At 65.4% G+C, this 26,254-nt stretch carries 21 protein-coding genes; 8 read left to right on the top strand and 13 right to left on the bottom strand.

Translation table 11 applies throughout. From position 1 onward, the window contains the following. Nucleotide 1: 1 nt before the first annotated feature. The 3 genes from ABLE68_RS11035 to ABLE68_RS11025 form a co-directional block, all read right to left on the bottom strand. Nucleotides 2–292, bottom strand: a complete 291-nt coding sequence (locus tag ABLE68_RS11035; RefSeq protein ID WP_348871370.1) for a DUF2516 family protein — start codon at nucleotides 290–292, stop codon at nucleotides 2–4. A 164-nt stretch (nucleotides 293–456) separates the two neighbouring features. Further along, nucleotides 457–1,092 (bottom strand): hypothetical protein, encoded by a 636-nt coding sequence (locus ABLE68_RS11030; protein WP_348871369.1) that lies wholly within the window; start codon nucleotides 1,090–1,092, stop codon nucleotides 457–459. Between the two features lie 4 nt (nucleotides 1,093–1,096). Beyond that, entirely contained in the window at nucleotides 1,097–1,474 is a 378-nt protein-coding gene (locus ABLE68_RS11025) for a helix-turn-helix domain-containing protein (RefSeq protein ID WP_348871368.1), read from the bottom strand. Nucleotides 1,475–1,626: 152 nt separating this feature from the next. Between ABLE68_RS11025 and manA the strand changes: the two genes are divergently transcribed. After that, nucleotides 1,627–2,862 carry a mannose-6-phosphate isomerase, class I gene (manA, locus tag ABLE68_RS11020; RefSeq protein WP_348871367.1) on the top strand — a complete coding sequence of 412 codons (1,236 nt, stop codon included), beginning with the start codon at nucleotides 1,627–1,629 and terminating at the stop codon, nucleotides 2,860–2,862. A 3-nt stretch (nucleotides 2,863–2,865) separates the two neighbouring features. On the opposite strand, the gene gmd is transcribed toward manA, so the two are convergent. Together gmd and ABLE68_RS11010 are read right to left on the bottom strand one after the other, a co-directional pair. After that, nucleotides 2,866–3,885 (bottom strand): GDP-mannose 4,6-dehydratase, encoded by a 1,020-nt coding sequence (gene gmd, locus ABLE68_RS11015; protein ID WP_348871366.1) that lies wholly within the window; start codon nucleotides 3,883–3,885, stop codon nucleotides 2,866–2,868. A gap of 199 nt (nucleotides 3,886–4,084) precedes the next feature. Continuing rightward, entirely contained in the window at nucleotides 4,085–5,023 is a 939-nt protein-coding gene (locus ABLE68_RS11010) for an asparaginase (RefSeq protein WP_348871365.1), read from the bottom strand. Between the two features lie 39 nt (nucleotides 5,024–5,062). Between ABLE68_RS11010 and cysC the strand changes: the two genes are divergently transcribed. The 4 genes from cysC to ABLE68_RS10990 all read left to right on the top strand — a co-directional run bounded on the left by cysC (nucleotide 5,063) and on the right by ABLE68_RS10990 (nucleotide 11,131). Continuing rightward, nucleotides 5,063–7,096 carry an adenylyl-sulfate kinase gene (gene cysC / locus ABLE68_RS11005; protein ID WP_348871364.1) on the top strand — a complete coding sequence of 678 codons (2,034 nt, stop codon included), beginning with the start codon at nucleotides 5,063–5,065 and terminating at the stop codon, nucleotides 7,094–7,096. Continuing rightward, nucleotides 7,093–8,097: a sulfite exporter TauE/SafE family protein gene (locus tag ABLE68_RS11000; protein ID WP_348871363.1), complete on the top strand. Its 1,005-nt coding sequence runs from the start codon at nucleotides 7,093–7,095 to the stop codon at nucleotides 8,095–8,097. The genes cysC and ABLE68_RS11000 overlap by 4 nt, the downstream gene beginning before the upstream one ends. Before the next feature lie 242 nt (nucleotides 8,098–8,339). After that, nucleotides 8,340–9,830, top strand: a complete 1,491-nt coding sequence (locus ABLE68_RS10995; protein WP_348871362.1) for a DUF1800 domain-containing protein — start codon at nucleotides 8,340–8,342, stop codon at nucleotides 9,828–9,830. Nucleotides 9,831–9,847: 17 nt separating this feature from the next. Further along, nucleotides 9,848–11,131 (top strand): DUF1501 domain-containing protein, encoded by a 1,284-nt coding sequence (locus ABLE68_RS10990; protein ID WP_348871361.1) that lies wholly within the window; start codon nucleotides 9,848–9,850, stop codon nucleotides 11,129–11,131. A gap of 7 nt (nucleotides 11,132–11,138) precedes the next feature. On the opposite strand, the gene ABLE68_RS10985 is transcribed toward ABLE68_RS10990, so the two are convergent. Further along, nucleotides 11,139–12,305 (bottom strand): nucleotide sugar dehydrogenase, encoded by a 1,167-nt coding sequence (locus ABLE68_RS10985; RefSeq protein ID WP_348871360.1) that lies wholly within the window; start codon nucleotides 12,303–12,305, stop codon nucleotides 11,139–11,141. A 177-nt stretch (nucleotides 12,306–12,482) separates the two neighbouring features. Here ABLE68_RS10985 and cysD point away from each other — a divergent pair, with 177 nt between their 5' ends. Both cysD and ABLE68_RS10975 read left to right on the top strand, forming a co-directional pair. Continuing rightward, on the top strand, nucleotides 12,483–13,397 hold the full coding sequence (cysD, locus tag ABLE68_RS10980; protein WP_348871359.1) for a sulfate adenylyltransferase subunit CysD: 915 nt from the start codon (nucleotides 12,483–12,485) through the stop codon (nucleotides 13,395–13,397). Beyond that, complete coding sequence (locus ABLE68_RS10975) at nucleotides 13,397–14,668, top strand: sulfate adenylyltransferase subunit 1 (RefSeq protein ID WP_348871358.1); 1,272 nt, start codon at nucleotides 13,397–13,399, stop codon at nucleotides 14,666–14,668. The genes cysD and ABLE68_RS10975 overlap by 1 nt, the downstream gene beginning before the upstream one ends. A gap of 417 nt (nucleotides 14,669–15,085) precedes the next feature. Here ABLE68_RS10975 and ABLE68_RS10970 read toward each other — a convergent pair whose 3' ends face one another. The 6 genes from ABLE68_RS10970 to ABLE68_RS10945 form a co-directional block, all read right to left on the bottom strand. Continuing rightward, entirely contained in the window at nucleotides 15,086–16,189 is a 1,104-nt protein-coding gene (locus ABLE68_RS10970; protein WP_348871357.1) for a glycosyltransferase family 4 protein, read from the bottom strand. Continuing rightward, a complete protein-coding gene (locus tag ABLE68_RS10965) occupies nucleotides 16,186–17,691 on the bottom strand; it encodes a lipopolysaccharide biosynthesis protein (protein ID WP_348871356.1) in 1,506 nt (501 codons plus the stop codon). The genes ABLE68_RS10970 and ABLE68_RS10965 overlap by 4 nt, the downstream gene beginning before the upstream one ends. Nucleotides 17,692–17,695: 4 nt before the next feature. Beyond that, the gene (locus tag ABLE68_RS10960) at nucleotides 17,696–18,904 is read right to left on the bottom strand and encodes a glycosyltransferase (RefSeq protein ID WP_348871355.1); all 1,209 of its coding nucleotides are present in this window, start codon (nucleotides 18,902–18,904) and stop codon (nucleotides 17,696–17,698) included. Next, nucleotides 18,905–20,266: an O-antigen ligase family protein gene (locus ABLE68_RS10955; RefSeq protein ID WP_348871354.1), complete on the bottom strand. Its 1,362-nt coding sequence runs from the start codon at nucleotides 20,264–20,266 to the stop codon at nucleotides 18,905–18,907. 4 nt (nucleotides 20,267–20,270) lie between these two features. Continuing rightward, the gene (locus ABLE68_RS22310; RefSeq protein WP_425475649.1) at nucleotides 20,271–21,203 is read right to left on the bottom strand and encodes a glycosyltransferase; all 933 of its coding nucleotides are present in this window, start codon (nucleotides 21,201–21,203) and stop codon (nucleotides 20,271–20,273) included. Nucleotides 21,204–21,284: 81 nt separating this feature from the next. Beyond that, nucleotides 21,285–21,896 carry a class I SAM-dependent methyltransferase gene (locus ABLE68_RS10945; protein WP_348871352.1) on the bottom strand — a complete coding sequence of 204 codons (612 nt, stop codon included), beginning with the start codon at nucleotides 21,894–21,896 and terminating at the stop codon, nucleotides 21,285–21,287. A gap of 1,068 nt (nucleotides 21,897–22,964) precedes the next feature. Here ABLE68_RS10945 and ABLE68_RS10940 point away from each other — a divergent pair. Next, on the top strand, nucleotides 22,965–24,377 hold the full coding sequence (locus ABLE68_RS10940) for a tyrosine-protein kinase domain-containing protein (protein ID WP_348871351.1): 1,413 nt from the start codon (nucleotides 22,965–22,967) through the stop codon (nucleotides 24,375–24,377). Nucleotides 24,378–24,410: 33 nt separating this feature from the next. Here ABLE68_RS10940 and ABLE68_RS10935 read toward each other — a convergent pair whose 3' ends face one another. After that, complete coding sequence (locus tag ABLE68_RS10935; protein ID WP_348871350.1) at nucleotides 24,411–26,153, bottom strand: DUF4012 domain-containing protein; 1,743 nt, start codon at nucleotides 26,151–26,153, stop codon at nucleotides 24,411–24,413. Nucleotides 26,154–26,254 lie beyond the last annotated feature (101 nt).

Below are 26,254 nucleotides of genomic sequence, written 5' to 3'. Positions count from 1 at the left end.
GTCAGCGGCGGCGGGTGAGCGACGCCAGCGCCGGCCGGACGTCGGCGAGGTAGACGAACGCGGCGATCGTGAAGGCCAGGTTGATGATGCCGAGCGGCCCGCCCAGCACCAGCTGCACCAGCAGACCGAGCCCGAGGATGATCGCCCAAGCCGGCTTGGTGAGCTTGTTGGCGGCCGAGTAGGACTCCGCGGAGTACGTGAGGGCGTTCACGAACGCGAAGATCTTCACGACGATGAGCACGAGCTCGACGATCAGCAAGAACATCGACTCGGCCTGGAGCACGGCTAGCACAGGCTCAGCCTACGTGGCCCGTCGGTCGAGCAGCGAAGGCCCGCTCAGGGCCTGAGCGTGTCGAGACCCCCGCAGCCCGGGCGCGTGCCTCAGGTGCGGGGGTCTCGACAAGCTCGACCAACGACGCGTCAGAACAGCGTCAGCTGCTCGTCGTCGTGGCCTCTTCAGTCGCCGACCTTCGTGGCGGCGTCGGTGGCGGCGGCCGTCGCGCTCGACGCGGTCTTCTTCGCGGCGGTCGTGGTGGCCTTCGCGCTGCTCTTCGGAGCGGTCGAGGTCTTCTTGGCCGTCGTCGACGCCTTCTTGGCGGTCTTCTTGGCCGTGGTCTTGGTGGCCTTCGTCGCCTGGGTCTTGGTGGTCTTCGCCTTGGCCGAGGTGGTCTTGGCGGAGCTCACGGTCGCCTTGGTCGACTCCTGCTTGCGGATCCGCTCGACCAGGGTCTCGCCACGCTTGGCGAGGTCGGCGTACGCCGCGATCGCGGTGGCGGGGATGCCGGCCGCGTCGGCCTGCAGCTCGGCGACGCGGGACTCGATGGCCGCACGACGTGCCTTGGCGTCCTTGGACAGCGCGTCCACGCGGGAGCTGACGACGACGGTTGCCTGGTCGCGCAAGGCCTTCGGCTGGAACTCGAAGCTGGTGACTCGGGTCTGCACGTCCTTCTGGACGTCGACGATGCGCTTCTGGACGTCGGCGACGACGTCGCGCACGTAGCCGACGACGAGGTCCGTGGCGCCGACACCGGCGTACAGCGGGCGGGTGGCCTCGCTGGGCAGCTCAACAGTGGGCAGGGCGAACTTGGCCATGGTCTTACTCCTTGGGTTGGGTGGTCGTTCCGTTGAGAGCGAGGAACGACGCGTACACGTCCAGCAGTGACTGCTTCTGGCGCTCGGTGAGCGAGGCGTCACCGAGGATCGCGAGCTCCACGGATCCGCCTACCCCGTCCTGGGGACTGACGATGCCGGCGCGCAGGTAGAGCTGTTCCGCGGATATCCGGAGCGCCTTCGCGATCTGCTGCAACACCTCCGCTGAGGGGCGGCGCAGCCCACGCTCGATCTGGCTCAGGTAAGGGTTGGAGACGCCTGCCTGCTCAGCGAGCTGCCGGAGGGAGAGCTGGGCCGCGACCCGCTGCTCCTTCAGGTAGTCACCGAGGGACTCGACGGTCTTGCCGACCTTCCCCATTGCCATGACTCCACTGTGCTAACTCCTGCTAGCAATAGCAAGCGGAGAGTGGGTGACCCCGTTCACACGAAGGCGAATCGCCTGCAGGACAAGGTAAATCCGAGAGCAACACCTGCTAGCTGGAGCAATCACGGGACGTCACCCCTATGATCGTCGCGATGTTCCGACTCACGTGTGCGGTCCGGGGCTACGACTGGGGATCCACGTCCCTGATCCCCCGCTTCCTGGACCAGCCTGCCGACGGCTCGACCCAGGCCGAGCTCTGGGTCGGCGCGCACCCGGGCGACCCGGCCCGACTCCCGGACGGTCGTGGCCTGGACGCCTACATCCGGGCGGAGCCCGGAGCCGCGCTCGGTCCCGACGTGACCGACGCGTTCGGCGAGCGGTTGCCCTACCTGGTCAAGGCGCTCGCGGCCGCGCGGCCACTGTCGCTCCAAGTCCACCCGACCAGCCAGCGCGCCCGGGACGGCTACGCGATGGAGGACCACGCGGGAACTCCGATCGGTGCCCCCGAGCGGAGCTACCAGGACCGGCACCACAAGCCCGAGCTCATCCTGGCCCTGACCCGATTCGAGGGGATGGCCGGCTTTCGTGACGTCGAGAAGTCCGCTCAGATCCTGCGGATGCTCCAGCACCCGTGGGCTGATGGCGTGGCCGACGAGCTCGAGTCGGGACCTGCCTTCCAGGTCCTCCACTCCGTCGTCGCCGACGCACTCTCGCGCTCGGGCGACGCGCTCACCCGGCTCGTCGCGGAGATCGCCGAGTCGGCTCGGACGGCCGAGGACAACGGCCACCGGTCCAGCCGGCCGACCGGACGCCGCTACCTCGACCGCAACAGCGTCGAGCGAGAAGGCACCCGGCTGTTCGCCCAGACGGCCGCACTCGCGGACCTGTATCCGTCGGACCCCGGCGTGCTCGTGACGTTGCTGCTCAACCACGTCGTGCTGTCCCCCGGCGAGGCGATGTTCCTCGACGCCGGGGTCGTGCACGCCTACACCTCAGGCTTCGGGGTGGAGGTGATGGCGTCGTCGGACAACGTCGTGCGTGCGGGACTGACGTCCAAGCACGTCGACGTCGCCGAGCTGCTGCAGATCGCGAGCTTCACCCCGATGCCACCACCGCTGTGGGAGCCGGCCGACACCGGCGCCAATGTGCTCACGTACGCACCGCCGGTGACCGAGTTCGCGTTGAGCGTCGCTCAGGCACCCACCGCGGACCTGCCGAGCTCGGGACCGCGGGTCGTGCTCGTCCTCGACGGGTCGCTCGACGTCCGCACGGAGACCGGTGCCGAGGCGCTCACCCGCGGTGAGGCCCTCTTCGTCGAGCACGCCGACGGGGCGATCTCGCTCACCGGCAGCGGCACGGCCGCTGTCGCCTCCGTCCCCGCGGGGTGAGCGTCAGCTGGTCGGCGTCGGCCGGTCCACCCAGGGCCGGCCCTCGTGGCGCACCGCCTCGATGTCGGCATCGACCATGATCCGCACCAGCTGGCCGCCGTGGACCGTGGTCTTCCAACCGAGCTCGCGCTCGGCCTTCGCCGCGTCCCCGATCAACACCGCCGTCTCGGTCGGCCGCAGGTAACGCTCGTCGCGACGGACGTGCTTCTCCCAGTCGAGGCCGGCGTGCTCGAACGCAGCCGCGACGAAGTCACGCACGCTGTAGCTCGTGCCGGTCGCGAGCACGTAGTCCGTCGGCTCGTCAGCCTGGAGCATCCGCCACATACCCTCGACGTACTCCGGTGCGTAGCCCCAGTCGCGGATGGCGTCGAGGTCACCCATGTAGAGGTAGTCCGCAAGCCCTGCCTGGATCCGTGCGACCGCCCTGCTGATCTTGCGGGTCACGAACGTCTCGCCGCGGCGGGGCGACTCGTGGTTGAAGAGGATGCCGCTCACGGCGTACATGCCGTAGCCCTCGCGGTAGGTCGCGGTCGCCCAGTGGGCGTAGAGCTTGGCGGCACCGTACGGCGACATCGGCCGGAACGGCGCGTCCTCGTCCTGCCGACCGACGGCTGCGCCGTACATCGCCGAGCTCGACGCCTGGTAGAAGCGGCAGTCGATGTCGGACGTGCGGATCGCCTCGAGCATCCGGACCGCCCCGAGTCCGACGGTGTCGCCGGTGTACTCGGGCTCGTCGAAGCTCGAGCCGACGTGGGACTGGCCGGCGAGGTTGTAGACCTCGTCGGGATCGATGCGACGCAGCAGCCGGATCAGCCGGGACTCGTCGGTGAGGTCGGCGTAGTGCAGGAAGAGATTGGTGTCCGAGTCGCGCGGGTCCTGGTAGAGGTGCTCGATGCGAGCACTGTTGAACGTCGATGACCGACGACGGAGCCCGTGCACCTCGTAGCCCTTGGCGAGCAGCAGCTCGGCGAGGTAGGAGCCGTCCTGACCGGTGATGCCGGTGATCAGTGCTCGTCGGGTCACGCACCAAAGCGTGTCACAGCTCGGTCACCGTTGGTCGAGGTTCGCCCGATGGTCGAGCTTGTCGAGACCCCTGCACCCGACCGCCGACGTTGGCCTGCGGGGGTCTCGACGACGCTCGCTGGCGCTCGCTGCTCGACCACCGGGCGGTGGTTGAGGTGCGAGGCGCGCCAGCGCCGAGCCTCGAAACCACCCCACCGGCTCAGAAGCAGGCGCGGATCTCCCCGACTTGCACCGCTCCACCCAGCAGGGGCGCGAGTCCGATGCGGCGTACGGCGTCGCCGTCCACGCCGGCGCGCCGGAGAGCGGCGACGAGCACGACGGGCCAGGCCCGCATCGCGCCGTCGTCGACCTTCAGGGCGAAGGCCCGGCCGTCCTCGAGCGCGAGGGCGAAGGCCGACTCCGCGCCCATCTTGCCGATCGCGCCCGGGATCGCGACCAGGAGCTCACGCTCGTCGCGACGCGTGCCCGAGACGAACTCGGGATGCGAGCGGACGGCGTCCGCGATCCGTCGCTCCGGGCCGTCCGCAGCGACGGCGAGGCTCCGGAAGGCGTGGGCGAGTCCGGTCAACGAGGTGGAGAGGAGCGGCGCTCCGCATCCGTCGACCGCGACCTCCGACGCCTCACCGGTCAGCTCCTCGAACGTCGCCCGGATCGCGACCTGGAGCGGGTGGTCGACCGCGAGGTAGGTCGCCGTGTCCCAGCCGTTCACCACGCAGGTCGCGAGCATCGCGGCATGCTTGCCCGAGCAGTTCATCAGGATCGAGGAGGGCGCTCCGCCGGAGCGCAGCACGGAGTCGCGCTCCACGGGATCGAGCGGGTAGTCGGCCGGGGTCTGCAGGTCCGACTCGTCGAGGTCGGCGGCCGCGAGGATCCGTCGTACGCCGTCGACGTGGAAGGGCTCGCCCGAGTGCGAAGCACAGGCGAGGGCGAGCAGGTCCGGCGGCAGGTCGAGGCCGAGCCGCACCATGGCGAGCGCCTGGAGCGGCTTGTTGCAGGAGCGCGGCAGCACCGGTTCGTCGGCCGATCCGACCGACCACTCGACGCTGCCGTCGCTGGCCAGCGCGACGACCGATCCGTAGTGATGGCCCTCGACGAACCCGGAACGAACCAGCTCGGCCACGACGACGGGGTTCGGCATGCGTGCAGGGTAACGACACCGGGATGGCAGGATTGCGCCGTGCCTCTGCCCGCTCTGCCGCAACACTGCCCCACGCCGCGCGAGCTCGACGACCTCGAGCTGCTGGTGACGGGCGCGCTCGCACCGACCGTCGTGTTCAACGAGCCCGACAGCCCGATCACGCTGGCGCTGCCCGACGACGTGGCGGCCCAGGCCGTCGCAGCGGGATCGGTCGAGCTCGTGGACCCCGAGGGCCTGCCGCTCGCGCAGATCACCCTGCCGGGCGGCACCATCGAGCCGCTCACGCACACGCAGTACGGCCCGTTCCGCCACCTCTACCTCACCCCGGCCGAGACCCGGCAGCGCTACCACGGTCGCACCTTCGTCCCCCTCGTCGATGCCCTCACAGGTCCCCAGGTGGCGGCGCTGTCGGCGGTCGGTCCGCTCGTGCTGGTGCCCCTGGTCGGTCACGGGACGCCCGAGCTCTCCGCGACGGGTCTCATCCGCGCGACGTTGGCAGCGGCGAAGCGCCTACCCTCGGCGGCCGTCGTCGCGGTCGCGCTGGCGACGCACGGTGACCCGGACGTCGACCACGACCTCGGCGTACAGGTCCTGGAGAACTACGCCCACGGCGACCCGGTGATCGGCGTGGCCGACGACCCGAAGGGCGCCTACTCCCCGGAGATCGCCGAGATCGTCGCGTTCGAGCGGCCCGCGCCCGCCGACCAGGGCCTGGTCCTCTTCTTCACCGGCCTCTCGGGCAGCGGCAAGTCCACGCTCGCGCGGGCCCTCATGGACCGCCTGCTCGAGCAGGGCACCCGCACGGTCACGAGCCTCGACGGCGACGTCGTACGCCGGAACCTGTCGGCCGGGCTCACCTTCTCCAAGGAGGACCGCGAGACCAACATCCGCCGGATCGGCTGGGTGGCTGCGGAGATCTCCCGCCACGGCGGGGTTGCCGTGTGCAGTCCGATCGCACCGTTCGACGAGACCCGCCAGCAGGTGCGGGCCATGGTCGACGAGGCGGGCGGCGCCTTCTTCCTGGTCCACGTCGCGACCCCTCTCGAGGAGTGCGAACGCCGCGACCGCAAGGGCCTCTACGCCAAGGCTCGCCGCGGTGAGATCCCCGAGTTCACCGGCATCTCCTCACCCTACGAGGAGCCCGCCGACGCCGACGTGCGGGTCGACACCACCGGTCGCACCATCGACGCCGCGCTCGAGGACGTCACCGCAGCCCTCCGCGTCGCGGGCTACCTCGACCTCGGCACGCCCTCGGTGGTCGAGCTCCCGGCGCTCCGCTCCTCGAAGCCTCCCGCCAAGCCAGTGGTCGAGCAGCGAGCGCCCGCCCCGGTGGTTGAGGCGCGAGCGGAGCGAGCCTCGAAACCACCCACGCCGCCGGTGGTTGAGGTGCGAGCGGAGCGAGCCTCGAAACCACCCACACCCCCGGTGGTCGAGCAGCGAGCGACAGCGAGCGTCGTCGAGACCCCCGCAACCGACGCGCCTGCCTCCACGACCGGAACCTCGACAAGCTCGAGCCCCGAGACGGAACGCCCGCTCCGCGTCCTCTACGTCTGTACGGCGAACATCTGCCGCTCACCCTTCATGGAGCTCGCGTCCCGCCACCTGGTCGGACCGAACGCCCAAGTGACCTTCACGAGCGCCGGCACCCGCGGGTTCAAGTCCAAGCCGATGACGGCCGACATGGCCACGACGCTCGCCAAGCGCAACATCCCGGGCGCGACCAGCTTCCGCAGCCGCGCCTTCCAGAGCGACCTGATGCTCAACGCCGACCTGGTGCTCACCGCGGAGGACGCCCACCGGCAGTTCATCCTCGATGACCACCCGGCTGCATTCCGCAAGGTCTTCACGTTGGCCCAGTTCGCGGAGGCCGTCCGCAGCGCGAGGACGGATCTGTCAGGGCGCGACCTTCTTTCGGCCGTGGCCAAGCGCCGCGGACCGTCCAACCCCGATCTCGACATCCCGGATCCCTACCAACAAGGCCCGGAGGCGGCCGAGGCCTGCGCAGCCATGATCGAGGATCTCCTGCGCGCCGTGGTCCCGGCGCTGACCGGTCAGAGGAAGATCGCCCCATGACCGACCTCATCGGCGACAACTTCTTCCAGATCCTCGCGGCCGGCTTCTTCGTCGGCGTCGTCGTGGGTCTGACCGGCATGGGCGGCGGTGCGCTGATGACGCCGGCCCTGATCTTCCTGGGCGTCGGAGACGCGTCGACCGTCGTCACGGCTGACCTGACCGCCGCGGCTGTCTACAAGTCCGGCGGCGCTGTCGTTCACGCCCGGGAGGGCTCACCCAACTTCACCCTGGCCAAGTGGCTGATCATCGGCTCGGTCCCGATGGCGCTGCTCGGGCCGCACGTCGTCGCCTGGGTCGTCGACCCGGACGACATCGACAAGGTCCTCAAGGAAGCCATCGGGTTCGCGCTGCTCTTCGCCGCGGCCACCTACGCCCTGCGGCTGTATCTCGTGCTGCGACTGGTCCGCTCCGGGAGGCCGGCGCCCGACCCCAATCCCCGGATCCGACCGATCCCGACGCTGCTCGTGGGTGCTCTCGGCGGCCTGCTCGTCGGCGTCACCAGCGTCGGCTCCGGCTCGGTCATCATGGTCGCGCTGCTGATGCTCTATCCCGGCCTCTCGGCCGTGAAGCTGGTCGGCACCGACCTGGTCCAGGCTGTGCCGCTCGTCCTCGCCGCGGCGATCTCCAACATCGCGCTGCACGGTCTCGACTTCGGGCTCACGATCCCGCTCATCATCGGCTCGGTCCCGGGCACGATCTTGGGCGCGCGGATCGCTCCCCGGGTGCCGCAGTCCTACATCCGCCGGGGCATCGTCGTGGTGCTGACCATGTCCGGCTTCGCGCTGCTCGACAAGGCGGGCTGGGGCCCGCTGGGCTCCGGTGACGATCAGACGCACCCGGTCCTGATCGGCCTCATCGGCGTCGCGACCCTGGTCCTCGTCCCGATCGTGTGGGGATTCCTCCGCAAGCAGCAGGGCCTGCCGATGTTCGGCGCCCCGACCGTCGCCGAGCTCGAGAAGATCGACGACGCGCGGCAATGCGCTCGCCGCGGGCCCTCCTGACCGACGGGCGTACGACGATGCGGCAGGACGACTCGCTGATCTAGCCAGGCAGCAAGGCGTCTGACCCGACGCCTCAAGGGTGCTGCGGCATTGCCGATAGGACTGGTGCTCGAGACGGATCTCGAGTGTTTCGAAGCCCTATCGAGCACACGAGGACACGGATGTCCACCACAGCACCCCTCCCTTCGCGCCGCGCACTGCTCCGCGGTGCTGGCAGCGCATCACTCGTCGCTGGAGCGGCCGTGGCGACCGCTGACCCGGCGAACGCCGCGAAACGGAAGAAGTATCGTCCTGGTCGCTACGCGGCGACCCCGCTGTTGAGCACGCCGGCGCGGCACCTTGCCAACCGCTTCAGCTACGGCATCACACCTGGCCTCATGGCCGAGATCGAGGCTGCCGGCGGGCACCTCGCATGGTTCGACCAGCAGCTCGCCACGGCGTACGACGGCAGCGCGAACAACTTGTGCGACTGGTGGCCCGATCTGCACCGCGATGCCCTCGATCTCTACCAGCGCAATACGTCCGGGATACGTGCTGGATGGGAGGTCATGTACGACTATGCCGCGCGTTCTCTGCTCCGTCGGATCACCTCGCCACGGCAAGTCCTGGAGGTGATGACAGAGTTCTGGGAGAACCACTTCCACGTACCGACAAACGTGGACAGTATCTACACCTTCCGCGCCGAGTACGGCGAGCTGGTCCGCCAGCACGCGCTCGGGCGAGTGGAAGACTTACTCAAAGCGGCTGTGCTGCACCCGGCAATGACGTTCTACCTAGGTGCCTACGCATCGACCAAGACGCACCCCAACGAAAACCTCGGGCGCGAGCTGCTTGAGCTGCACACGGTCGGCCTAGGCAACTACACCGAGGAGGACGTCAAGAACTCCGCGCGGATCCTGACCGGCTACCGGATCGACGCCTACAAGACCTGGATCCCGTCCTACGATCCGACGGTGCACTGGATCGGGCCTGTGCAGGTGATGGGCTTCAGCGACGCCAACGTGACCCCGGACGGTCAGGAGATGACCGGCCGGTACCTCTCCTATCTCGCCCATCATCCCGCTACCGCGCGTCGGATCGCGACTAAGCTCGCTCATTGCTTCGTCAGCGACAACCCGCCGGCGCCCCTGGTTGAGCGCCTTGCGCAGGTCTACCTCGACAACGACACCGAGATAGTGCCCGTGCTGCGCGCTCTGGTGCAATCGACGGAGTTCCGAGCGGCGGTGGACGCCAAGGTCAGGGACGCCGATGAGGACATCATCGCCGCATACCGTGTGCTCGGCATCGAGATCGCGCCTCCGACGACGGCAAGCTCGGCCGCCAACTGGGTAAATTCCCAGGTGGCGGCCCTCGGTCTCGCACCCTTCACCTGGCCCCGGCCGGACGGGCAGCCTGTTGACAACGCGTCCTGGGCCTCGCCTACTCGCGCCCTGGCCTCGATGGCCCAGCACTGGAACCTCGCCGGTGGCGGGTGGCCCACCGCGGACGTGACCTACCGGCCGCGCTCCCGATGGTTACCACATCGTGGCGGCATGCAGTTCCGAGATCTGGTCGACCACCTATCCCGACTCCTGCTCCATCGAGAGTCGACCGAGACGCTGCTGCGCGCCTGTTGCCAGGCTGCCGAGCTGGAGCCGACGTCACTCGTGTACACGACCAGCGATCTATTCACCTGGCGCTGGCCGCGCCTGGCCGCCGCCATTCTCGACAGCCCCGACTTCTACGTGCGATGACTCAAGGAGCCACCATCATGACCTCCTCCACCTCTCCCACCGATGCATGTGGACGCATCGACGAGGCGACGAACCGGATCGGTGCGAACCGACGCGGCCTACTCCGTGGCGCCGCCCTGGTGGGAGCGACGACGATCTTCGGCTCAGCCGTCGTCACCATGGACGGTCTAGGCAGTGCAGTGTCGGCCGCACCAAAACCCGCGTCATCCGTAGTCGTACTGGTCTCCCTGCGGGGTGCGGCCGACGGACTCTCGCTCGTTGTCCCGCACGCCGAGAAGGCCTACTACGACGGGCGGCCGGGCATCTCGGTACCTGCCGCATCGCTGCTTGCCTCGGACGCGACCTTCGGGTTGCACCCAGGCCTCGCGCCGCTGTTACCGCTGTGGAGTGTCGGCAAGCTGGCCGCCGTGCACGCGACCGGTCTCCCGGTCGCCAACCGTTCCCACTTCTCCGCGATGGAGGAGATCGAGGACGCCGATCCGGGTTCAACAACCCGAGTGGGATGGCTGAATCGGATGATCGGAACCAACTCGGTCGGAGCCACCCTCGAGGGTCTTGCCGTAGGCAGAGGTATACCGACTTCCTTGCTAGGACCGCAGCCGGTGATGGGTTTCCGCGCACTGGAGACCGCAACGATCGCAGGCGACGACAAGTTCGACCCCCACCACACCAGGATGAAGGCTTTGCGAACCGTGTGGTCAAACTCGCGCTCGCCCGTTGCGCCCGGATTCCGGACAGCGCTCGATGCCGTGGTCGACCTCACGCCGGCGAGAGAGCAGCCTGACCACACGTCGCAATATCCGAACAGCGATCTGGGCAAGGCCCTCTCCGCAGTCGCGCGGACGCTGCGCGCAGATCTTGGCGTCTCGGCAGTCACGGTCGACAGTGGCAACTGGGACATGCATGTCGGGCTCGGCAAGCCCGACTCGGGCTGGATGCTCCGCAACGCGACCGACCTGGCGTCGTCGATCGCTGCCTTCTTCAACGACCTCGGATCCGTGGCCGACAAGGTCACACTGGTCACGCTGAGCGAGTTCGGTCGCCGGGTCCAGCAGAACGGCACCAGCGGCCTCGACCACGGCTGGGGCAACGTCATGTTCCTCGCCGGCGCAGGCGTGAAGGGGGGAAAATACTACGGCCGCTGGCCGGGCCTGCAGAACACCCTCGACGCAGACGTCCCGGTGACCATCGACTACCGCAGCGTCCTCGCCGAGGTCGTCAGCACCCGCACGTCCGCGAGCACCGCGACCGTCTTCCCCGGCTTCACTCCTGAGACCATCGGTGCGATGACCAGGCTGTGATCGCCCGTCAGTCGCGACCGTAGATGTCGCGGGTGTAGATCTTCTGCTCGACGTCGGCGAGCAGGTCCGTACGACGGTTCGCCACGATGACGTCCGAGACCTCCTTGAACTCGTCGAGGTCCCGGATGATGCGCGAGTGGAAGAAGTCGTCGCCCTCGAGCGTCGGCTCGTAGACGACCACCTCGACGCCACGGGCCTTGATCCGCTTCATCACGCCCTGGATCGACGACATCCGGTAGTTGTCGGAGCCCGCCTTCATGATCAGCCGGTAGATCCCGACGGTCCTCGGCCTGCGCCGCATGATGTCGTTCGCGATGAAGTCCTTGCGCGTGGTGTTGGCCTCGACGATGGCGCTGATCAGGTTCTGCGGCACGTAGCGGTAGTTGGCCTGCAGCTGCTTGGTGTCCTTGGGCAGGCAGTAGCCCCCGTAGCCGAAGCTCGGGTTGTTGTAGTGGTTGCCGATCCGGGGATCGAGCCCGATGCCGTCGATGATCTGCGCAGTGTCGAGGCCGTAGCTCGCGGCGTACGTGTCGAGCTCGTTGAAGAAGGCGACCCGGAGCGCGAGGTAGGTGTTGGCGAAGAGCTTGATCCCCTCCGCCTCGGTCGAGTCCGTGAGGAGCACCGGGATGTCGGTCGCCTCGGCGCCCTCCACCAGCAGCTCGGCGAACATCTTGCCGACCGCGCTCCGGTCCCCGACCACGATCCGCGACGGGTGCAGGTTGTCGTAGAGCGCGCGCCCCTCGCGGAGGAACTCCGGGCTGAAGATGATGACCGCGTCGGGGTGCTTCGCCCGGATGCTCGCGGTGAAGCCGACCGGCACGGTCGACTTGATGACCATGGTCGCGGCCGGGGCAACGGCCAGGACGTCGCGGACGACCGTCTCGACCGACGAGGTGTCGAAGTAGTTGGTGACCGGGTCGTAGTCCGTCGGCGTCGCGATCACGACCAGGTCGACCCCGGCGTACGCCTCGGCCTTGTCCAAGGTGGCCGTCAGGCGCAGCTCGCGCGTGGCGAGGTAGTCCTCGAGCTCGGGGTCCTCGATCGGGCACTCGCGCCGGTTGACCATCGCGACCCGCGTCGGGTCGAGGTCCAGGGCGTGCACGTCGTGGTGCTGCGCGAGGATGACAGCGTTGGAGAGGCCCACGTAGCCGATGCCGGCGACAGCGATCTTCACGATGGGAGCCTACGGCGCAGAAGGGCGCGAACTGTCCACGCCACGAACGTTTCACCTGACCGTCACACGAGGCCGTAAAGTGAACCACCTCACTCCACTTCGATCACGCTTCGTCGTCGCGGCAGCCCCGTGGCTACGATGTGGGCTGCTGTCCCGAGGAGAGGTCCCCCGTACGTCATGACCGATACCCATGCCGACTACCAGCTGAGTCAGCTCGACCAGCTGGAGGCGGAGTCGATCCACATCTTCCGTGAGGTCGCCGCAGAGTTCGAGAAGCCCGTCCTGATGTTCTCGGGCGGCAAGGACTCCATCGTGATGCTCCGGCTCGCCGAGAAGGCGTTCTACCCGGCGAAGATCCCGTTCCCCGTGCTCCAGGTCGACACCGGACTGGACTTCCCGGAGGTCCTCGCGACCCGCGACAACTGGGTCAACCGCCTCGGCGTCCGCCTGGTCGTCGCGAGCATCGACGACGCGATCGCCAACGGCGTCGTCGTCGACGACGGCAAGACCTCGCGCAACCGGATGCAGATCGCCACCTTGCTCAACGCCATCGAGGAGAACGGCTTCACCGCCGCCTTCGGCGGCGGTCGTCGTGACGAGGAGAAGGCCCGCGCCAAGGAGCGCGTCTACTCCCACCGCGACGAGTTCGGCCAGTGGGACCCCAAGATGCAGCGGCCCGAGCTGTGGAGCCTCTACAACGGTCGCCTGCACGAGGGCGAGCACATGCGGATCTTCCCGATCAGCAACTGGACCGAGCTCGACATCTGGGACTACATCGGCCGTGAGGGCATCGAGATCCCCGACATCTACTTCTCGCACCAGCGCCGCGTGTTCGAGCGCGACGGCATGCTGATGAGCGAGACCCCGCTCAACCCGATGCGGCCTGGCGAGGTCGCCGAGGAGCGCACCGTCCGCTTCCGCACCTGTGGCGACATCACCCTCACCGGGTGCGTGGAGTCGACCGCGGCGACCATTCCCGAGATCATCGCCGAGATCTCCATCGCCAAGCTCACCGAGCGCGGCGCCACCCGTGGCGACGACCGGTTCTCCGAGGCCGCCATGGAGGACCGCAAGAAGGAGGGCTACTTCTGATGGCCGAGACCGTTCAGCCCACCAACATGGACCTGCTCCGCTTCGCGACGGCAGGCTCCGTCGACGACGGCAAGTCGACGCTCATCGGCCGCCTGCTCCTCGACTCCAAGTCGATCTTCGAGGACCAGCTGGAGGCCGTCGAGGCGACGAGCCAGTCCAAGGGCTACGACTACACCGACCTCGCGCTGCTGACCGACGGTCTGCGCTCCGAGCGGGAGCAGGGCATCACCATCGATGTCGCCTACCGCTACTTCGCGACCCCGGCCCGCAAGTTCATCATCGCCGACACCCCGGGCCACGTGCAGTACACCCGCAACATGGTCACCGGCGCCTCCACGGCGGACCTCGGATTGGTCCTCGTCGACGCCCGCCAGGGCCTGACCGAGCAGTCACGCCGTCACGCGGTGCTGCTGTCGCTGCTCCGCGTCCCTCACCTCGTGCTCGCGATCAACAAGATGGACCTGGTCGACTTCGACGAGGCGGTCTACGAGAAGATCCACGCCGAGTTCTCGTCGTTCGCGACCAAGCTCAACATCCCGGACCTCGAGGTGATCCCGATCTCGGCGCTGGCCGGCGACAACGTCGTCAACCGGTCCGAGAACATGCCGTGGTACTCCGGTCCCACGCTCATGCACCACCTCGAGCACGTCCACGTGGCCTCTGACCGCGACCTCCAGGACGTGCGCTTCCCGGTGCAGTACGTCGTGCGCCCGAAGTCCGACGAGCACCACGACTACCGCGGCTACGGCGGCATGGTCGCGGGTGGCGTCCTCAAGCCCGGCGACGAGGTCGTCGTCCTGCCGTCGGGGATGACGTCGAAGATCGCCGGCATCGACCTCTTCGACAAGGAGATCAGCGAGGCGTTCCCGCCGATGTCGGTGACCGTCCGTCTCGAGGACGACGTCGACGTGTCGCGCGGCGACATGATCGCCCGGGTCAACAACGCTCCCAAGCCGTCGCAGGACATCGACGCGATGATCTGCTGGATGACCAACGAGCCCCTGCGTCCGCGTCAGAAGCTCGCGATCAAGCACACCACGCGTTCCGCGCGGGCGCTGGTCAAGGACATCCAGTACCGCCTCGACGTCAACACCCTGCACCGCGACCAGGACACCAAGGAGCTCGGTCTCAACGAGATCGGTCGCGTCCAGCTGCGCACCACCGTGCCGCTGCTGTGCGACCCCTACTCGAAGAACCGCACCACCGGCTCGTTCATCCTGATCGACGAGGCCACTGGCGTCACTGTCGGCGCTGGCATGATCAACGGCTGACGTCACCGGAGCGGAACTTACTTCATTGCCCCATACTCACACTCTGCCTTCGATTGTGCTTGATGCACTGAAGCCCGTCTCATTGGGCCACCTGCCGGTTCAACTCGACGGCGCATTTGGCGTTGGTCTGGCCATCGGCTGGCAGTTATGCACAAAAAACGATTCCAAGAGCGGCCTCAATCAAGACTTCACAAAGAGACCCACCGTTCGTCCAGCGGACTGCCTAAGGGTGTGTGCAGCGATCACGGACATGTTGCTCCGGGCGCGTCCTCGGCACCTGCCGCATGCGGGCATCCTTGCCCGGTCACTTCCCTTGCGTCGGCGTCGTGCAATCCCTCCTAGCTCGCTCGAACAAGCGGAGAGAAGGCCAACCGAATAAGTGACTATCAACCGGACCGACAGCCCGTGCGTGCAGGCTCACAACGACGCGTGGCGCTCCGCCCGTTCGATCGCCCCAAGCCAGCGGGGACGAACGGCGTCTTCGCTGTAATTCGCCAGAAATCGCGCCCGGGCCGAAGCGCTCATCTGGCGCCGTAGCCCGGCATCGGACGCTAGGCGTCTGATTGCGTCAGCCATTGCGTCGACATCATCTGGCGGGACTGTCATCCCACCAGAACCAACGATTTCCTTCAGGTCCGAGACATCGGAGGCGATCACGGGTATCCCGAGCGCCAACGCGTCGAACACTTTAGCAGGAACTTGCGCGGCTGCAGACCGGCTATGACGCTGAGGAAGAACGATCAAGTCTGCTGCAATTAGCGTACTCGGAAGCTCCTCGATCGATGTCGGCGGCAAAGGCCGCGTTCGAATCGACCGACCTAAGCCGGAATCGCCTCCGAACGGCGCGGCCAACAAGAGATCGGAACGCCCCGTGCGGGTCATGGCTTCGGCGATGAGATCAACGCCCTTGTGCTTCATGACTGTGCCAAGAAACATAATTACCACGTCACTATCAGTAACGTCGAGCCGTGCCCGCGCTGCAAGCCTGTCCAGACGAGAAGGATCGAAGACGTCGGCGTTTCGAGCATGCGGAATGATCTCACCGCCGAAACGCCGCTGAAGCCACGTTGACGACACCGTAATCCCGTTGGCTAGTGGAATGCGGCGCTGCGCCGCCAGAGTGCGGTAGACGTTTCGAGGAGATGACACCGCAACAAGGTGTTTCGCCATGCGTGCCGGGTAGTCATAAAAGAAGGCCATCTCCCAGTCGTCGACATCCGCAACAACTGGTCGGGGTTTCGCCGCAGACGCGTGCAGTGCAAGCGTGAGGCTGTCACGCCGCGGCTTGACAGCGACGAGAATGTCGCCGTCGATAGCTTCAATCCATCGGCGTTGATCACCCTGATCCAGCATTCGGATAGCCGATCCCCCTCCGTCCGCAAGCGGAGCCCAGATATCGCCAGATAATGCCGGACCAACGATCGTTGCCGAATATTCAGGTTCGCTAAGACGGGCGAGAACCCATGCGCGCCCAAGCGCGTTATTGGAAATATCGTGACACAAGATCGTGATCTTCTTCAACGAGAATACTTCCTTCTAGACTTACCGTCGCCTGCATCCATGGGACGTCCGAGGACCTCGCGCAGCACTTGGTAAACTTCGCCCACTTCCAACCTGAACGTTGGAATAGCGAGCAGCAGCAAACTCGCAAGGCCGGTAGCAACATAGGAAAAGGTGAGCGTGGCCAGTCCGGAGAAATCCATCAGACATTCAAGGACCTCTCGAGCGACAGTACCGATCGCCATCAAGAGACCGAAGTAGAACAGCCGACGCACGGAGGGAATCATAAGGTCGCGCGACGAGATTCCGATACGTCTACATCCGACCGTGCCGACTAGAAGCCAGTTTGCCACTAGACCGATGCTGTAAAGCAGCGCCACAGCGCCCTGCCCACGCTCACCTGCTACGAAGAAGAGTGGAACGAGAACCACCCAAATCGCCAGTTCACACAACCATAATGTCGCCAGCCGATTCTTTTGAATAAAAAGCCAGAAGAAGGCGTAGCCGGCGACTTGAAATAGGCCACCCACTGCCAGAATCTGGAGTGTGCCGCCACCCGCGGTCCATGCGACGCCGAACAGGATCTCTATAAGCGGCGCGCCTCCGACGCCGAGGAGGACAAGCAACGGCATGAGTATGTACGCGAGCAACTGCTGGATCCTACCCAGCGCGACAACGAGGTCATCATCACCTCTAGTGCGCGCGAGCATCGGGACCGCGACTCGTGTGAGCGGCGAGGCAAGTTGAACCAGCGGGATGGACGCCAGCATAAACGCCCGCGAGTACACGCCAACCGCCGTTGCTCCGAGCGCACGACCGACTGCCGCAGGCCCAGAGTTTACCGCCACGTAATTGGTTGCCTGCGCCGCGAGAGTCGTAGCACCTAACTGGAGGTGACCACGCACATCCCGCAAGTTCAACTTGCTCCGAGGCAGATAGCGACTGGCCGCAGAAAGAACAGCTAAGAGACACACAGCAGCAGACAACTGTTGGTAGACAACCGACCAATAGTGCGCTCCGAGCGAGGCTGCGACGACGGCCACTGCTAACCCAACCGCCTGACTCAGAACATCTGCAGACGCGAGCCAGCGATAATTCATCTGGGTAGCCAATTCCGCCCTGAACTGCGGCGCAAGGCTCACCATGAACGTGCTCAGCGCAAGCCAGTGAGTGACGGATTCGAGCGAGGGTTGGTCATAAAAGGCAGCGATCACGGGCGCCAACGCCCACACGCAAGCGGCGATGATCGCGGCGAGGGCAAGGTTGAGGTAAAAGATCTGATCCCGAATCCTGCGATCGAGGTCTTGTTCACGCATGATCGACATCGACAGTCCGAAGTCACTCAGGACGGATGCGACTCCAACGAAGGCCGTGGCCATCACCACCACGCCGATGTCGCTGGGAGCGAGTAGCCGAGCGAGTACCACCAGGCTGCATAGTTGGATGGCGCCCCGCAGGAGTTGCCCGATCGCCAGAGCGACCCCTCCCCGCATCGCGCGGCGACGCACATCTGCCACCGTCATCGGTTCAATCCACATCCGGGCAGTGAGCAGCGAGAATACTCGCTCGAAACCTCTCTGGACCCGCCAGTCGCCGGGCCCATGCTTGAGCGGACTCAGCCTTCCTCTCGTACTCTCTAGGAGTGATCAGCACGTCCTTCACTGCCCGTGCGAACTCGTCTTGGTCGGACTTGAGACCGGCGTATAGCACTTCAGAGCCAATCCCTTCCGCGCCTACTGGAGTAGCGACGACCGGAATTCCCCAAAGCATGGCGGTAAGGGTCTTAAACTTCACGCCAGCACCAAGACGCATCGGGACCAAAGCGACGCTTGCACTTCGGTATTGGGCGTCGAGGTGTCGCAGGTAACCGGTTGCGGACACTCCTTTCCGAAGATGGGTTGCGGTATTGTTCAGGTACCGGTCGCTGCCAGCTCCAACAAGGACGAGCTCGGCATCGGGCACATCTTGCAGAACCAGCGGCCATATACGTGCGAGCAGCCAGTCAGCTGCGTCGATGTTCTCATGACGTACGAATGTGGCCACGAATATTGCACGCCCGGGTGTTGCGCGGCGAGGTGCGTCCATCCCTGGCTCGTATAGCGGGGGGAATACTACCGACACCGTACGGTCGGGTGCGAGTTCACGAACGAGGGCCGCGTCCTTATCGCTGAATGTCATGACGACGTCAACTCCGCGCAACAGGCGCGACTCTCGACTTTTCACAAACTTGTACCGCGCCAAGTGAAATGGACGGCTCACTATGCTCACCGCTGCAAGTTTTCGCGCATACCTCTGGGTCAGCACATCGTGTGCTACGACAACCGTCCGCTTCTGATGTGCACTTGACGGCAGGTGACGCCGAATACATGCCATCTCGACCCACTGAAATTCGATGACGTCGGCCGCTGCTACCAGCGCCTTCAAAGCGTCGGACTTCTTAATCGAAGCTCTGATTCCGACGGGTAGGGTCAAGGGCGCGACTCTATTCTGGACTTTACGCACTAACCTAAACAGGTAAGATCCGAAGAGCCGCCCGAACCCCAGAAGGAAAGGCTCATAGTCCAACTCGCCGACGCTTATCGCATGCCGATTTCGGGGGGAATCAATAGAGACGACCGAAACATTCGCGTCCGAAGCGACGGCGCGTACAGACCGCAGGACGTACTCGCCGCCAGCGTGATCAATTCCCTCAAACGGCAGGCAAAGTGAGAAGACGAGCAAGTTGTAACTAGCCATTTAGGAAGACCGCCCTTCCGGCCTGCGGGGCCCGCGGACCGATCTCTCCAACGCGCCTACACTGCTGAGCGACTTTTCCCTCATCGCCGGCAGAGAGGAAACCACGGCTCCAAGACTCCACCCAAAGAGCAGAGCGAATCGATCAAGCGTGAGTAGATGAGGAAAGAACCAATATCCGGGTAGGCATCCGATAAGAACGGCGGATCCAAAGAGCGCCCAAGGCGGTGCTCCGCCCTGATCCCGGCGAGCGAGCACCGATAAAGCGCATACGACTGAGTATGCAATCAGGCCGAGTATGCCTAGCAGTCCAACTATACCGAAATGGAGCCATGCATACAGAAACTCGTTGTGAACATATAGAAGATCCCCCTGTTGAACAACAAATCCGACTGTTGGTCGTGCGCGAACGCCTACGCCCTCGACCGGGCTCGTCAACACCAGGTGCATGCCAGCCTGGTTGTCACGGAGATGGCTTAGTGTGGACGTGTCCGCCGAATCATTGCCTAGGACTCCGTCGATCGCCCCGCCGATCGAGCCAGTGATGTCCTGCATCGCCGATGGAAGAGCATATATCGCAATGACGAACGACACTGCGACTACGGCGCCGATTCTCAGATATGCGGACGCACGACGAGCCGCGACAAGTCCGAGGATCAGAACTAGCACTACTCCGACAAGCGACGCACGGCGAACTGACACGCCCCCGAGCACCATCGCTCCAACAAGGGCGACATTTCGAATCCAGGGTTTGCTCGAACGATCAAAGGCCGCCACTGTAGCCGCTCCGCCAGCAATTAGCAGCGGCACGGAATCGTAGAACGCAATCGGAATTTCGCCGTCATGCTGTGGCCCCTGGCCGGCCGCCAGCACGGTCACGCCCACCATGGCCTTGGCAATCACTAGGCCATAGAGCACGAGCCGAAAGCTCTGCCGCGAATCACGCGAATCGTTCGCTGAAAGCCAGCATGCTGACAGGTAGGCCGCAAGTAGAAGGACGAGGGTTTGGATGCTCGCCAGGTCATCGCGCATCGCGTCTCCTTGGCTTGCACCCAGGATAATTACCCAACTGATCAGGCACACCACCCCAATCGCGATTGCGCCGCTGCCGGTCTTTCGCGCCGAGGACCAACACATGAGGATCAGTGCGACTGACAGCGCGGTGACCGCTGGCACGCCCACGTTCGTGTCTGCGTAGTACCAGTTTGCCCCTGTCGATACGAGAGGGCCGGTGTCATTCAGGTGTCCGCCAGGGACAAGTTCCTGCTCGACCAAGACGACGAAGGCCAGCACAGCGTACGGACGCACCTTCGGCGCGGCGACCAAAAGCGCTGCGAGAAGCCCAGCCACGATCGTCGGTGTCACGTGCTCACCTCGGTCCGGCGGCAGGTTGTCGAACCCTAGTGCGCATCCGACTCGGTACGCTCATCAATTTCTGGAGTGCCTTGCGGGGAAGTAAACCCGCGAAACCGACTACCAACGCTTGACTAGACGGAACCTGTCGGCACCTCCACAACTCGGCAAGCGCTTTGCTTACCCCGGACAAGGACCGTGCGTTGAGGGCATACCGCAGCACTTGAGCAGCAATGAAGTCGGCATACGCCTGGTGGGTGAGATGCGGACGGGCGCTCTGTGAGGCCCAGTGGAGCGAGGACCTCCAGTCTGGGCTGGCGGAAATTGACCCCAGGGATCCCAGGTGGACGGTCACTAGATCCTCAGGATGGTGAATGACATCGACATTCGGTCGCGAGCCTGCGCGAAGTAACCAGTCCCAGTCCTGGTGTCGCGGAATTCGTCGCCATTCGACCTCCAGGCATAGCGAGCGGCTCGCTAACAACGTCGACGTGTATAGCGAGGCGCGTTTGACCGACGGAGCTCGGCATAGGAAAAGATACTCGCCCACGCTCTGACCGGGGCCTATGACGCGCTCTGGGACACCTTCGACAAGTCGATCAGTGCCGTCGAATGAGTGCCGCAAGCGGCACGAGATTATGGGTTCTCGACCACCAATCCGACCCTCCTCGGCAAGCGCAAGTTGCTTGCGCAACTTCTGCGGGGACCACACGTCGTCGTCGTCGAGGAACGCGATCCACTGGCCTCGCGCAGCGGCGACACCAGCGGAGCGCTGGCCTACCCCGGGAATCGGTCTCACAATGCGTATCTCAGTGGCGCCTGCGGCCTTCTGGACCGTATCGAGCGATATTCCTTCTGTGGAGTCGTCGACGACGATGATCTCAATAAACTCTCGAACGTCTTGGGCCGCAACCGACGCAACGGCGGCGAGAAACGAAACGGGCCTCATTCCAGCCGTAGGAATCACAATTGAGATGGTTGGGGACGTCATTCGAGGTTCTGACTTATAACAATCGAGGCGGGAACGGGCTTATACCCGGACTGCCCACTGGTGGTTAATATCGCTGCTATACGTCAAGTCCACTCGCCCCGCACCGACGAATTCCCTCACGGCCCGGCAGACTCCATGGTGTCGATGGTCCGGGTTAGATTGCCAGTCGTCGCCCGCGATGACCCCACCGTCTTTGACCTTGCGCACAAGAAGCTCCAACTCCTGAACTGTGTGGTCATACATGTGCGAGGAGTCAAGGTAGACCCAATCGAGCGCGTTGTCGTCCAAGGCAGCCAGGAAGTCGCGATCATCCGCGATGACAAGTTCCGCCGTTCCGCACTCGAGATGCGGCCGGATTCGCCTGACGACGCGGCTCACTGCATTCACCGTCGACTGGTCGCCGGCAGCCCATTCCCAGCGCGGTTCGAGGAGGTACCAGGGGTCAACTACGTACAACTTCTCAGGCGAGAGCCAGTCGATTAGGTGCGGAGTCAAGTGACCCTTGTGTACACCGAGCTCAGCACCAACCCCCCCATGGGGAACAATCTGCTTCAATACGTCCTTCCGCGCACGGTTCTTTCGCGCCTCGTAGGCGCTCTGCGCAGTTTCAGATCTCCGCACAACCGTACGCACACGGCCCTTGACGTTCACGATCCTCCTTCTCGTACCGCCAACCAGCCTTTTACCCGCGCGGGCAGATGTCCGACGTGCCGTAAGATCGGCCCTGACTGACAAACTGGCCCATCGTTCCCAGGTACCAGGGTTCCGACGGCCTACAGCATACGCGTCGTAGGGAGAGCCTCGCGGCCGCTGACCGAGGATTATGATCTAGTGATCGGTCCCGGCAGCCGGGCGGCCAACCCGGCGGCTTCCGAAGTCCATAAGGAACTCGCCTTTCCCAACGAGAGTTCGGCTGATCCACTCGCGCCGTTGTTTGCGCTGAAGCGGAGGTTCCGAAAGCACAGGTGAGCAGGCGGGCCGCGAAGTCCCTGGCGGTCGCTCGAGCCGCTCGCCGGCAGGATCGGCGTAGCGTGGGTGAGCGTCCAGATGGCGACCAGCGTTCCGGAGCGGATTTTCGAAAGACATCGGCACATCCCAACCCCGCGGGATAGACACCGGAGGCATGCGTCATCCAAGACGTCGGCGCTCGCTCCCGCCTGAGCGACGTTCTTCGCAGACCTCGACTTCCCGCTCAAGTTTTCCACCAATCGCACGACGCCAGGTCCCCCCGGTGAAGGCGCGGAGCGACCCTCTCCCCGACACGGCGCGAGCGCGTTAGGAAGGACGGAGCCTCCCGGCCCGGGTCGACCTGGCCCGAGATTCTGGCGTTCGCGCCCATTGTGGTCCAACGGAGGGACTCAGACCGGGGTGTGCGGAGCCGGCCGGCGAGGCCTCCGCCTCGACGGGATCGACGCAGGGATGCGAGTAGTTCAGGCGCGGTCTACGGCGACGAAGAGTCGATCGGAGACACCCACGTTCGCCTTAGGTAGCCGGCCGGCGCGCTCGGCGAGGCCGCGCATGCAATCTGGTCCCTTCACATCATCGCGACGAACGCGCGAGTCGAGAGGTCCGGGTTGGTCTTGGCTCACGAGATTCGAGCTCGGGTCGAGACCTTGCCGGTGCGTGACGGGACCGACTTCCCAGGCAGTGCTCACGCCCGCTGTGCTGTAGGAACGATCCCTCGACTAGAATCGCAGGAATCGAAAGAGGGGGTGCCGGGTGGAGTTGCGTGATTACCTGCGCGTGGTCCGGCGCCGTTGGCTGATCATCGCTGCAACAACGTTGTTCGTTCTCGCGGCGGCTGCGGCCTACACCTTCACGGCGACGCCGCAGTACCAGTCGACCGCACGGTTGTTCGTGACGACCCAATCGAGCGACACTGGCTCGGACCTTAATCAAGGTGGACAGTTTTCCGCACAGCGAGTCACCTCGTATGCGGACCTCGTCAAGAGTCGCGAGCTTGCGGCGACGGTCGCGAGCGACCTGAATCTCAAAGTGCCGGCCGAGGAGCTATCAGACCAGGTCTCGGCAACGGTCGTGCCTGAGACGGTCAACCTCGAGGTGTCGGCGACGGATCCCAGCCCTCGTCAGGCCCAAGCGATCGCCCAGGACTACGCCGACAGCTTGGTCGACCTGGTCCAAAAGCTCGAGACGCCCGCTGGCGAGACCAAGGCGCCCATCAAGGCGACCATCGTTGACTCCGCGACGTTTCCCACCGATCCGGTCTCACCCAAGCCTCTGCGCAACCTTGCCCTTGCCCTGGTGCTCGGGTTGATTCTCGGAGTGGCGCTAGCGCTCCTCCGGGACCTGCTCGACACGACCATCAAGTCGACGCACGACCTCGAAGCGGCGACCGCGGCTCCGGTGCTCGGCGGAATTAGCTACGACCCTGCCACCCGGCAGCGGCCGTTGGTCACTGCCCTCGAGCCCCACGCTCCTCGCGTCGAGGCGTTCCGGGTCCTCCGGACGAACCTGCAGTTCGTCGAGGTCGACAATCCCGACAAGGTCTTCGTCGTCACATCGGCACTGCCCGAGGAAGGCAAGTCGACGACATCGCTCAACCTCGCGATCACCATGGCGCAGGCCGGTCACCGTACGCTGCTCGTCGAGGGTGATCTGCGCCGTCCGAAGGCCAGCCACGCACTCGGTCTCGACCACGCGGTCGGAGTCACGACCGTTCTCCTCGGCAGGGTCGCACTCGAGGATGCCATCCAGAAGCATGCCGACAGCGACCTCGAGGTCTTGGCCAGCGGGGCGATCCCCCCGAACCCGGCCGAGCTGCTCCAGTCCAACGCGATGGCCGACCTGCTCAAAAGGCTGCGGAGTGAGTACGACGTCGTGATCATCGACGCTCCCCCCTTGCTCCCGGTCACGGACGCGGCTCTGCTGTCGTCCCAGGCCGATGGTGCATTGTTGGTGGTGCGGTGGGGCAAGACCACCAAGGACCAGCTAGCTCAGGCCGTCGAGCGGCTGCGGCAGGTCGACGCGAGTCCCGTCGGCATCGTTCTCAACATGGTCCCGAACAAGCGCCGCAGCTCCGGTTACGGGTACGGGTACGGGTACGGGTATGGGTACGGCTACGGCCCACTGGCACCGAACGACACGAAGGGTCGGAAGCGGCGCTCGCGGTAGCCCCAGTCTTGCCCCTTCGCGCTCTCAGCCTGACTAGCCGCAGGCGCTGGCGACCTGGGACGAGGACTGCCCCGCCTCGATCGACGGCGTGACCGACACGGTCGTGGGGCCTGTTTGACCCGAGCCGGTCTTCATCCGCCAGGTGACGTGCACCTTCTGCTGAGGCTTCAGCAAAAGCGACACCGTGGTCAGCTGACGGCCTCGATCAACCACTGCTGCGGACGGAATCGGACGGCCGTTGATCATGAGTCCCGAGATGGACCCACCGACCGGGCCGTAGAGATAGGCGATCACGAACTGCGAACCGGGCTTGGGGCCAAAGACTCCACCCCCGGTGACGTAGCGCGGGAGCGAGGCAGCGTCGGGTGGTGCGTCCGAGACGAAGGTGGCGTCTCCGGCCAGACCCTGCACCCCGTTGGTGCAGTAGGTAGAGCTGACGTTGACGTCGTAGCGCAGGTAGTAGGACATCTTGGCGGCGGTGCCGTCGTTGACGTACACACCGACCTGGGGATCAGCGTTCGGGTCCGTCACGAGGTCGCCAGCGACAGCAGTCGTGGCGATCGTGTCCTGCACCTGCGGATCGAAGGAGTGGGCGTAGATGCGGTGCTCGCGGACTCCGCGAGTCAGGGCACTCACCAGGTCCTGGGGCGACTCCACCCCCTGGGAGACCTTGTCGAAAACCGCTCGTGCGACCGCGCGGAAGTATCGGTCCTGGGCAGCCGGCGCGGGGTAGCGCAGGTAGACCTGGTGGAGCAGCTCGTCGACGGCGTTGTCGGCGGTCAGAGTCATGTCGCCCACCTGGACCGACCCCGTGGCACCGAGAAGATAGGAGATCGCGACCGGATCGATCGAGAGCACGCCGTCAATGTCTCCGGGGTAGACCTGCTCCCAGCGCGTCTTCCAGAGGTCAGCTGCGCGGGCGAAGTCCGGTTGGAGGTTCGCATCGAGGAAGTAGGTGCCCAGGATCGTGCCGTACGTCTTGCGCTCGGCCACGCTCAGCGGGAGAACAGGCTTTGCCGTCTTGCCGAACGTGTTGGCAGCGACCTGACGGGTCATCTCGACCTTGCCGTGGTCGGCCGAAACCAAGGAGACAGCTCCAGGTAGGCCACCGGTGGCACGGATCTCGGCGTTGTTCTGGAAGACGAGCAGGTAGTTCTGAGCACTGTCCTCGCCGAGCATGGCAGGCATCACCCGCAGGGCGGTCTGAGCGCTCGAGAGCAGGTCGGCTGCGTCCGCGACCTGGCCGGCGAGCTCGCGATACTTGCTGCGGAGCCGCTCGACGTATCCGGACGGGTCTTCCGCGTCGAGCTGAGTCTGAGCCTTCTCGAAAGCCGCCCTACCCTGGGCGACCGGCCCTTGAAGAGCCACCAGCGCCGGGACGTCGAGCCGGCCAGCACTCGGCACGACGCCGTCGAGGTCGTCGGAGGTCTGGATCAGTGGCTCGACGCCGTCGCGGCTGAGGTCCGCGGCCACGTCGCTTACAACCTGGACACCGCGGGCGTCGTCGCCGAACACGGGCAGATGCGTCAGCAATGACCACGTGTGCCCATCGGCGCGGCTCGCGGCCGCGGAGCTGTGCTGCTTCAGGCTCGCCAGAGCGGCGTCAGTCTGCTGGTCGTTGCCATCAACCACGGCGGTGCGGAGCGCTGACGCGTCATCGACCGCTGCGTTGAGGTCCCGATTGACCTGGAAGACCTGCCAACCCGCCCACGCTGCGGCCACCAGGACGAACCCGAGCAGGACCCACACGGCTGTCCACACTCTGCGCCTACGCACGGCGACAACCTACCGACATCGGCAACTCTCCGTCTTCGTGACACGACGCGAAACGGGGCCCCAGCACCGCTGGGACCCCGTTCGGTTCGATCAGAGGTTTG

The organism is Nocardioides pollutisoli (assembly GCF_040045055.1).
Classification (GTDB): domain Bacteria; phylum Actinomycetota; class Actinomycetes; order Propionibacteriales; family Nocardioidaceae; genus Nocardioides; species Nocardioides tweenelious.
Note: the sequence above shows the minus strand (reverse complement) of the source record. Positions and strands in the feature narration are given on the sequence as shown.

Excerpts from the sequence above, each read along its gene's own strand:
- ABLE68_RS11030 (WP_348871369.1), bottom strand. The coding sequence starts at position 1,092 with ATGGCCAAGTTCGCCCTGCCCACTGTTGAGCTGCCCAGCGAGGCCACC.
- ABLE68_RS11025 (WP_348871368.1), bottom strand. The coding sequence starts at position 1,474 with ATGGCAATGGGGAAGGTCGGCAAGACCGTCGAGTCCCTCGGTGACTAC.
- manA (WP_348871367.1), top strand. The coding sequence starts at position 1,627 with ATGTTCCGACTCACGTGTGCGGTCCGGGGCTACGACTGGGGATCCACG.
- ABLE68_RS11010 (WP_348871365.1), bottom strand. The coding sequence starts at position 5,023 with ATGCCGAACCCCGTCGTCGTGGCCGAGCTGGTTCGTTCCGGGTTCGTC.
- ABLE68_RS11000 (WP_348871363.1), top strand. The coding sequence starts at position 7,093 with ATGACCGACCTCATCGGCGACAACTTCTTCCAGATCCTCGCGGCCGGC.
- ABLE68_RS10990 (WP_348871361.1), top strand. The coding sequence starts at position 9,848 with ATGACCTCCTCCACCTCTCCCACCGATGCATGTGGACGCATCGACGAG.
- cysD (WP_348871359.1), top strand. The coding sequence starts at position 12,483 with ATGACCGATACCCATGCCGACTACCAGCTGAGTCAGCTCGACCAGCTG.
- ABLE68_RS10975 (WP_348871358.1), top strand. The coding sequence starts at position 13,397 with ATGGCCGAGACCGTTCAGCCCACCAACATGGACCTGCTCCGCTTCGCG.
- ABLE68_RS10965 (WP_348871356.1), bottom strand. The coding sequence starts at position 17,691 with ATGACGGTGGCAGATGTGCGTCGCCGCGCGATGCGGGGAGGGGTCGCT.
- ABLE68_RS10960 (WP_348871355.1), bottom strand. The coding sequence starts at position 18,904 with ATGGCTAGTTACAACTTGCTCGTCTTCTCACTTTGCCTGCCGTTTGAG.
- ABLE68_RS22310 (WP_425475649.1), bottom strand. The coding sequence starts at position 21,203 with ATGAGGCCCGTTTCGTTTCTCGCCGCCGTTGCGTCGGTTGCGGCCCAA.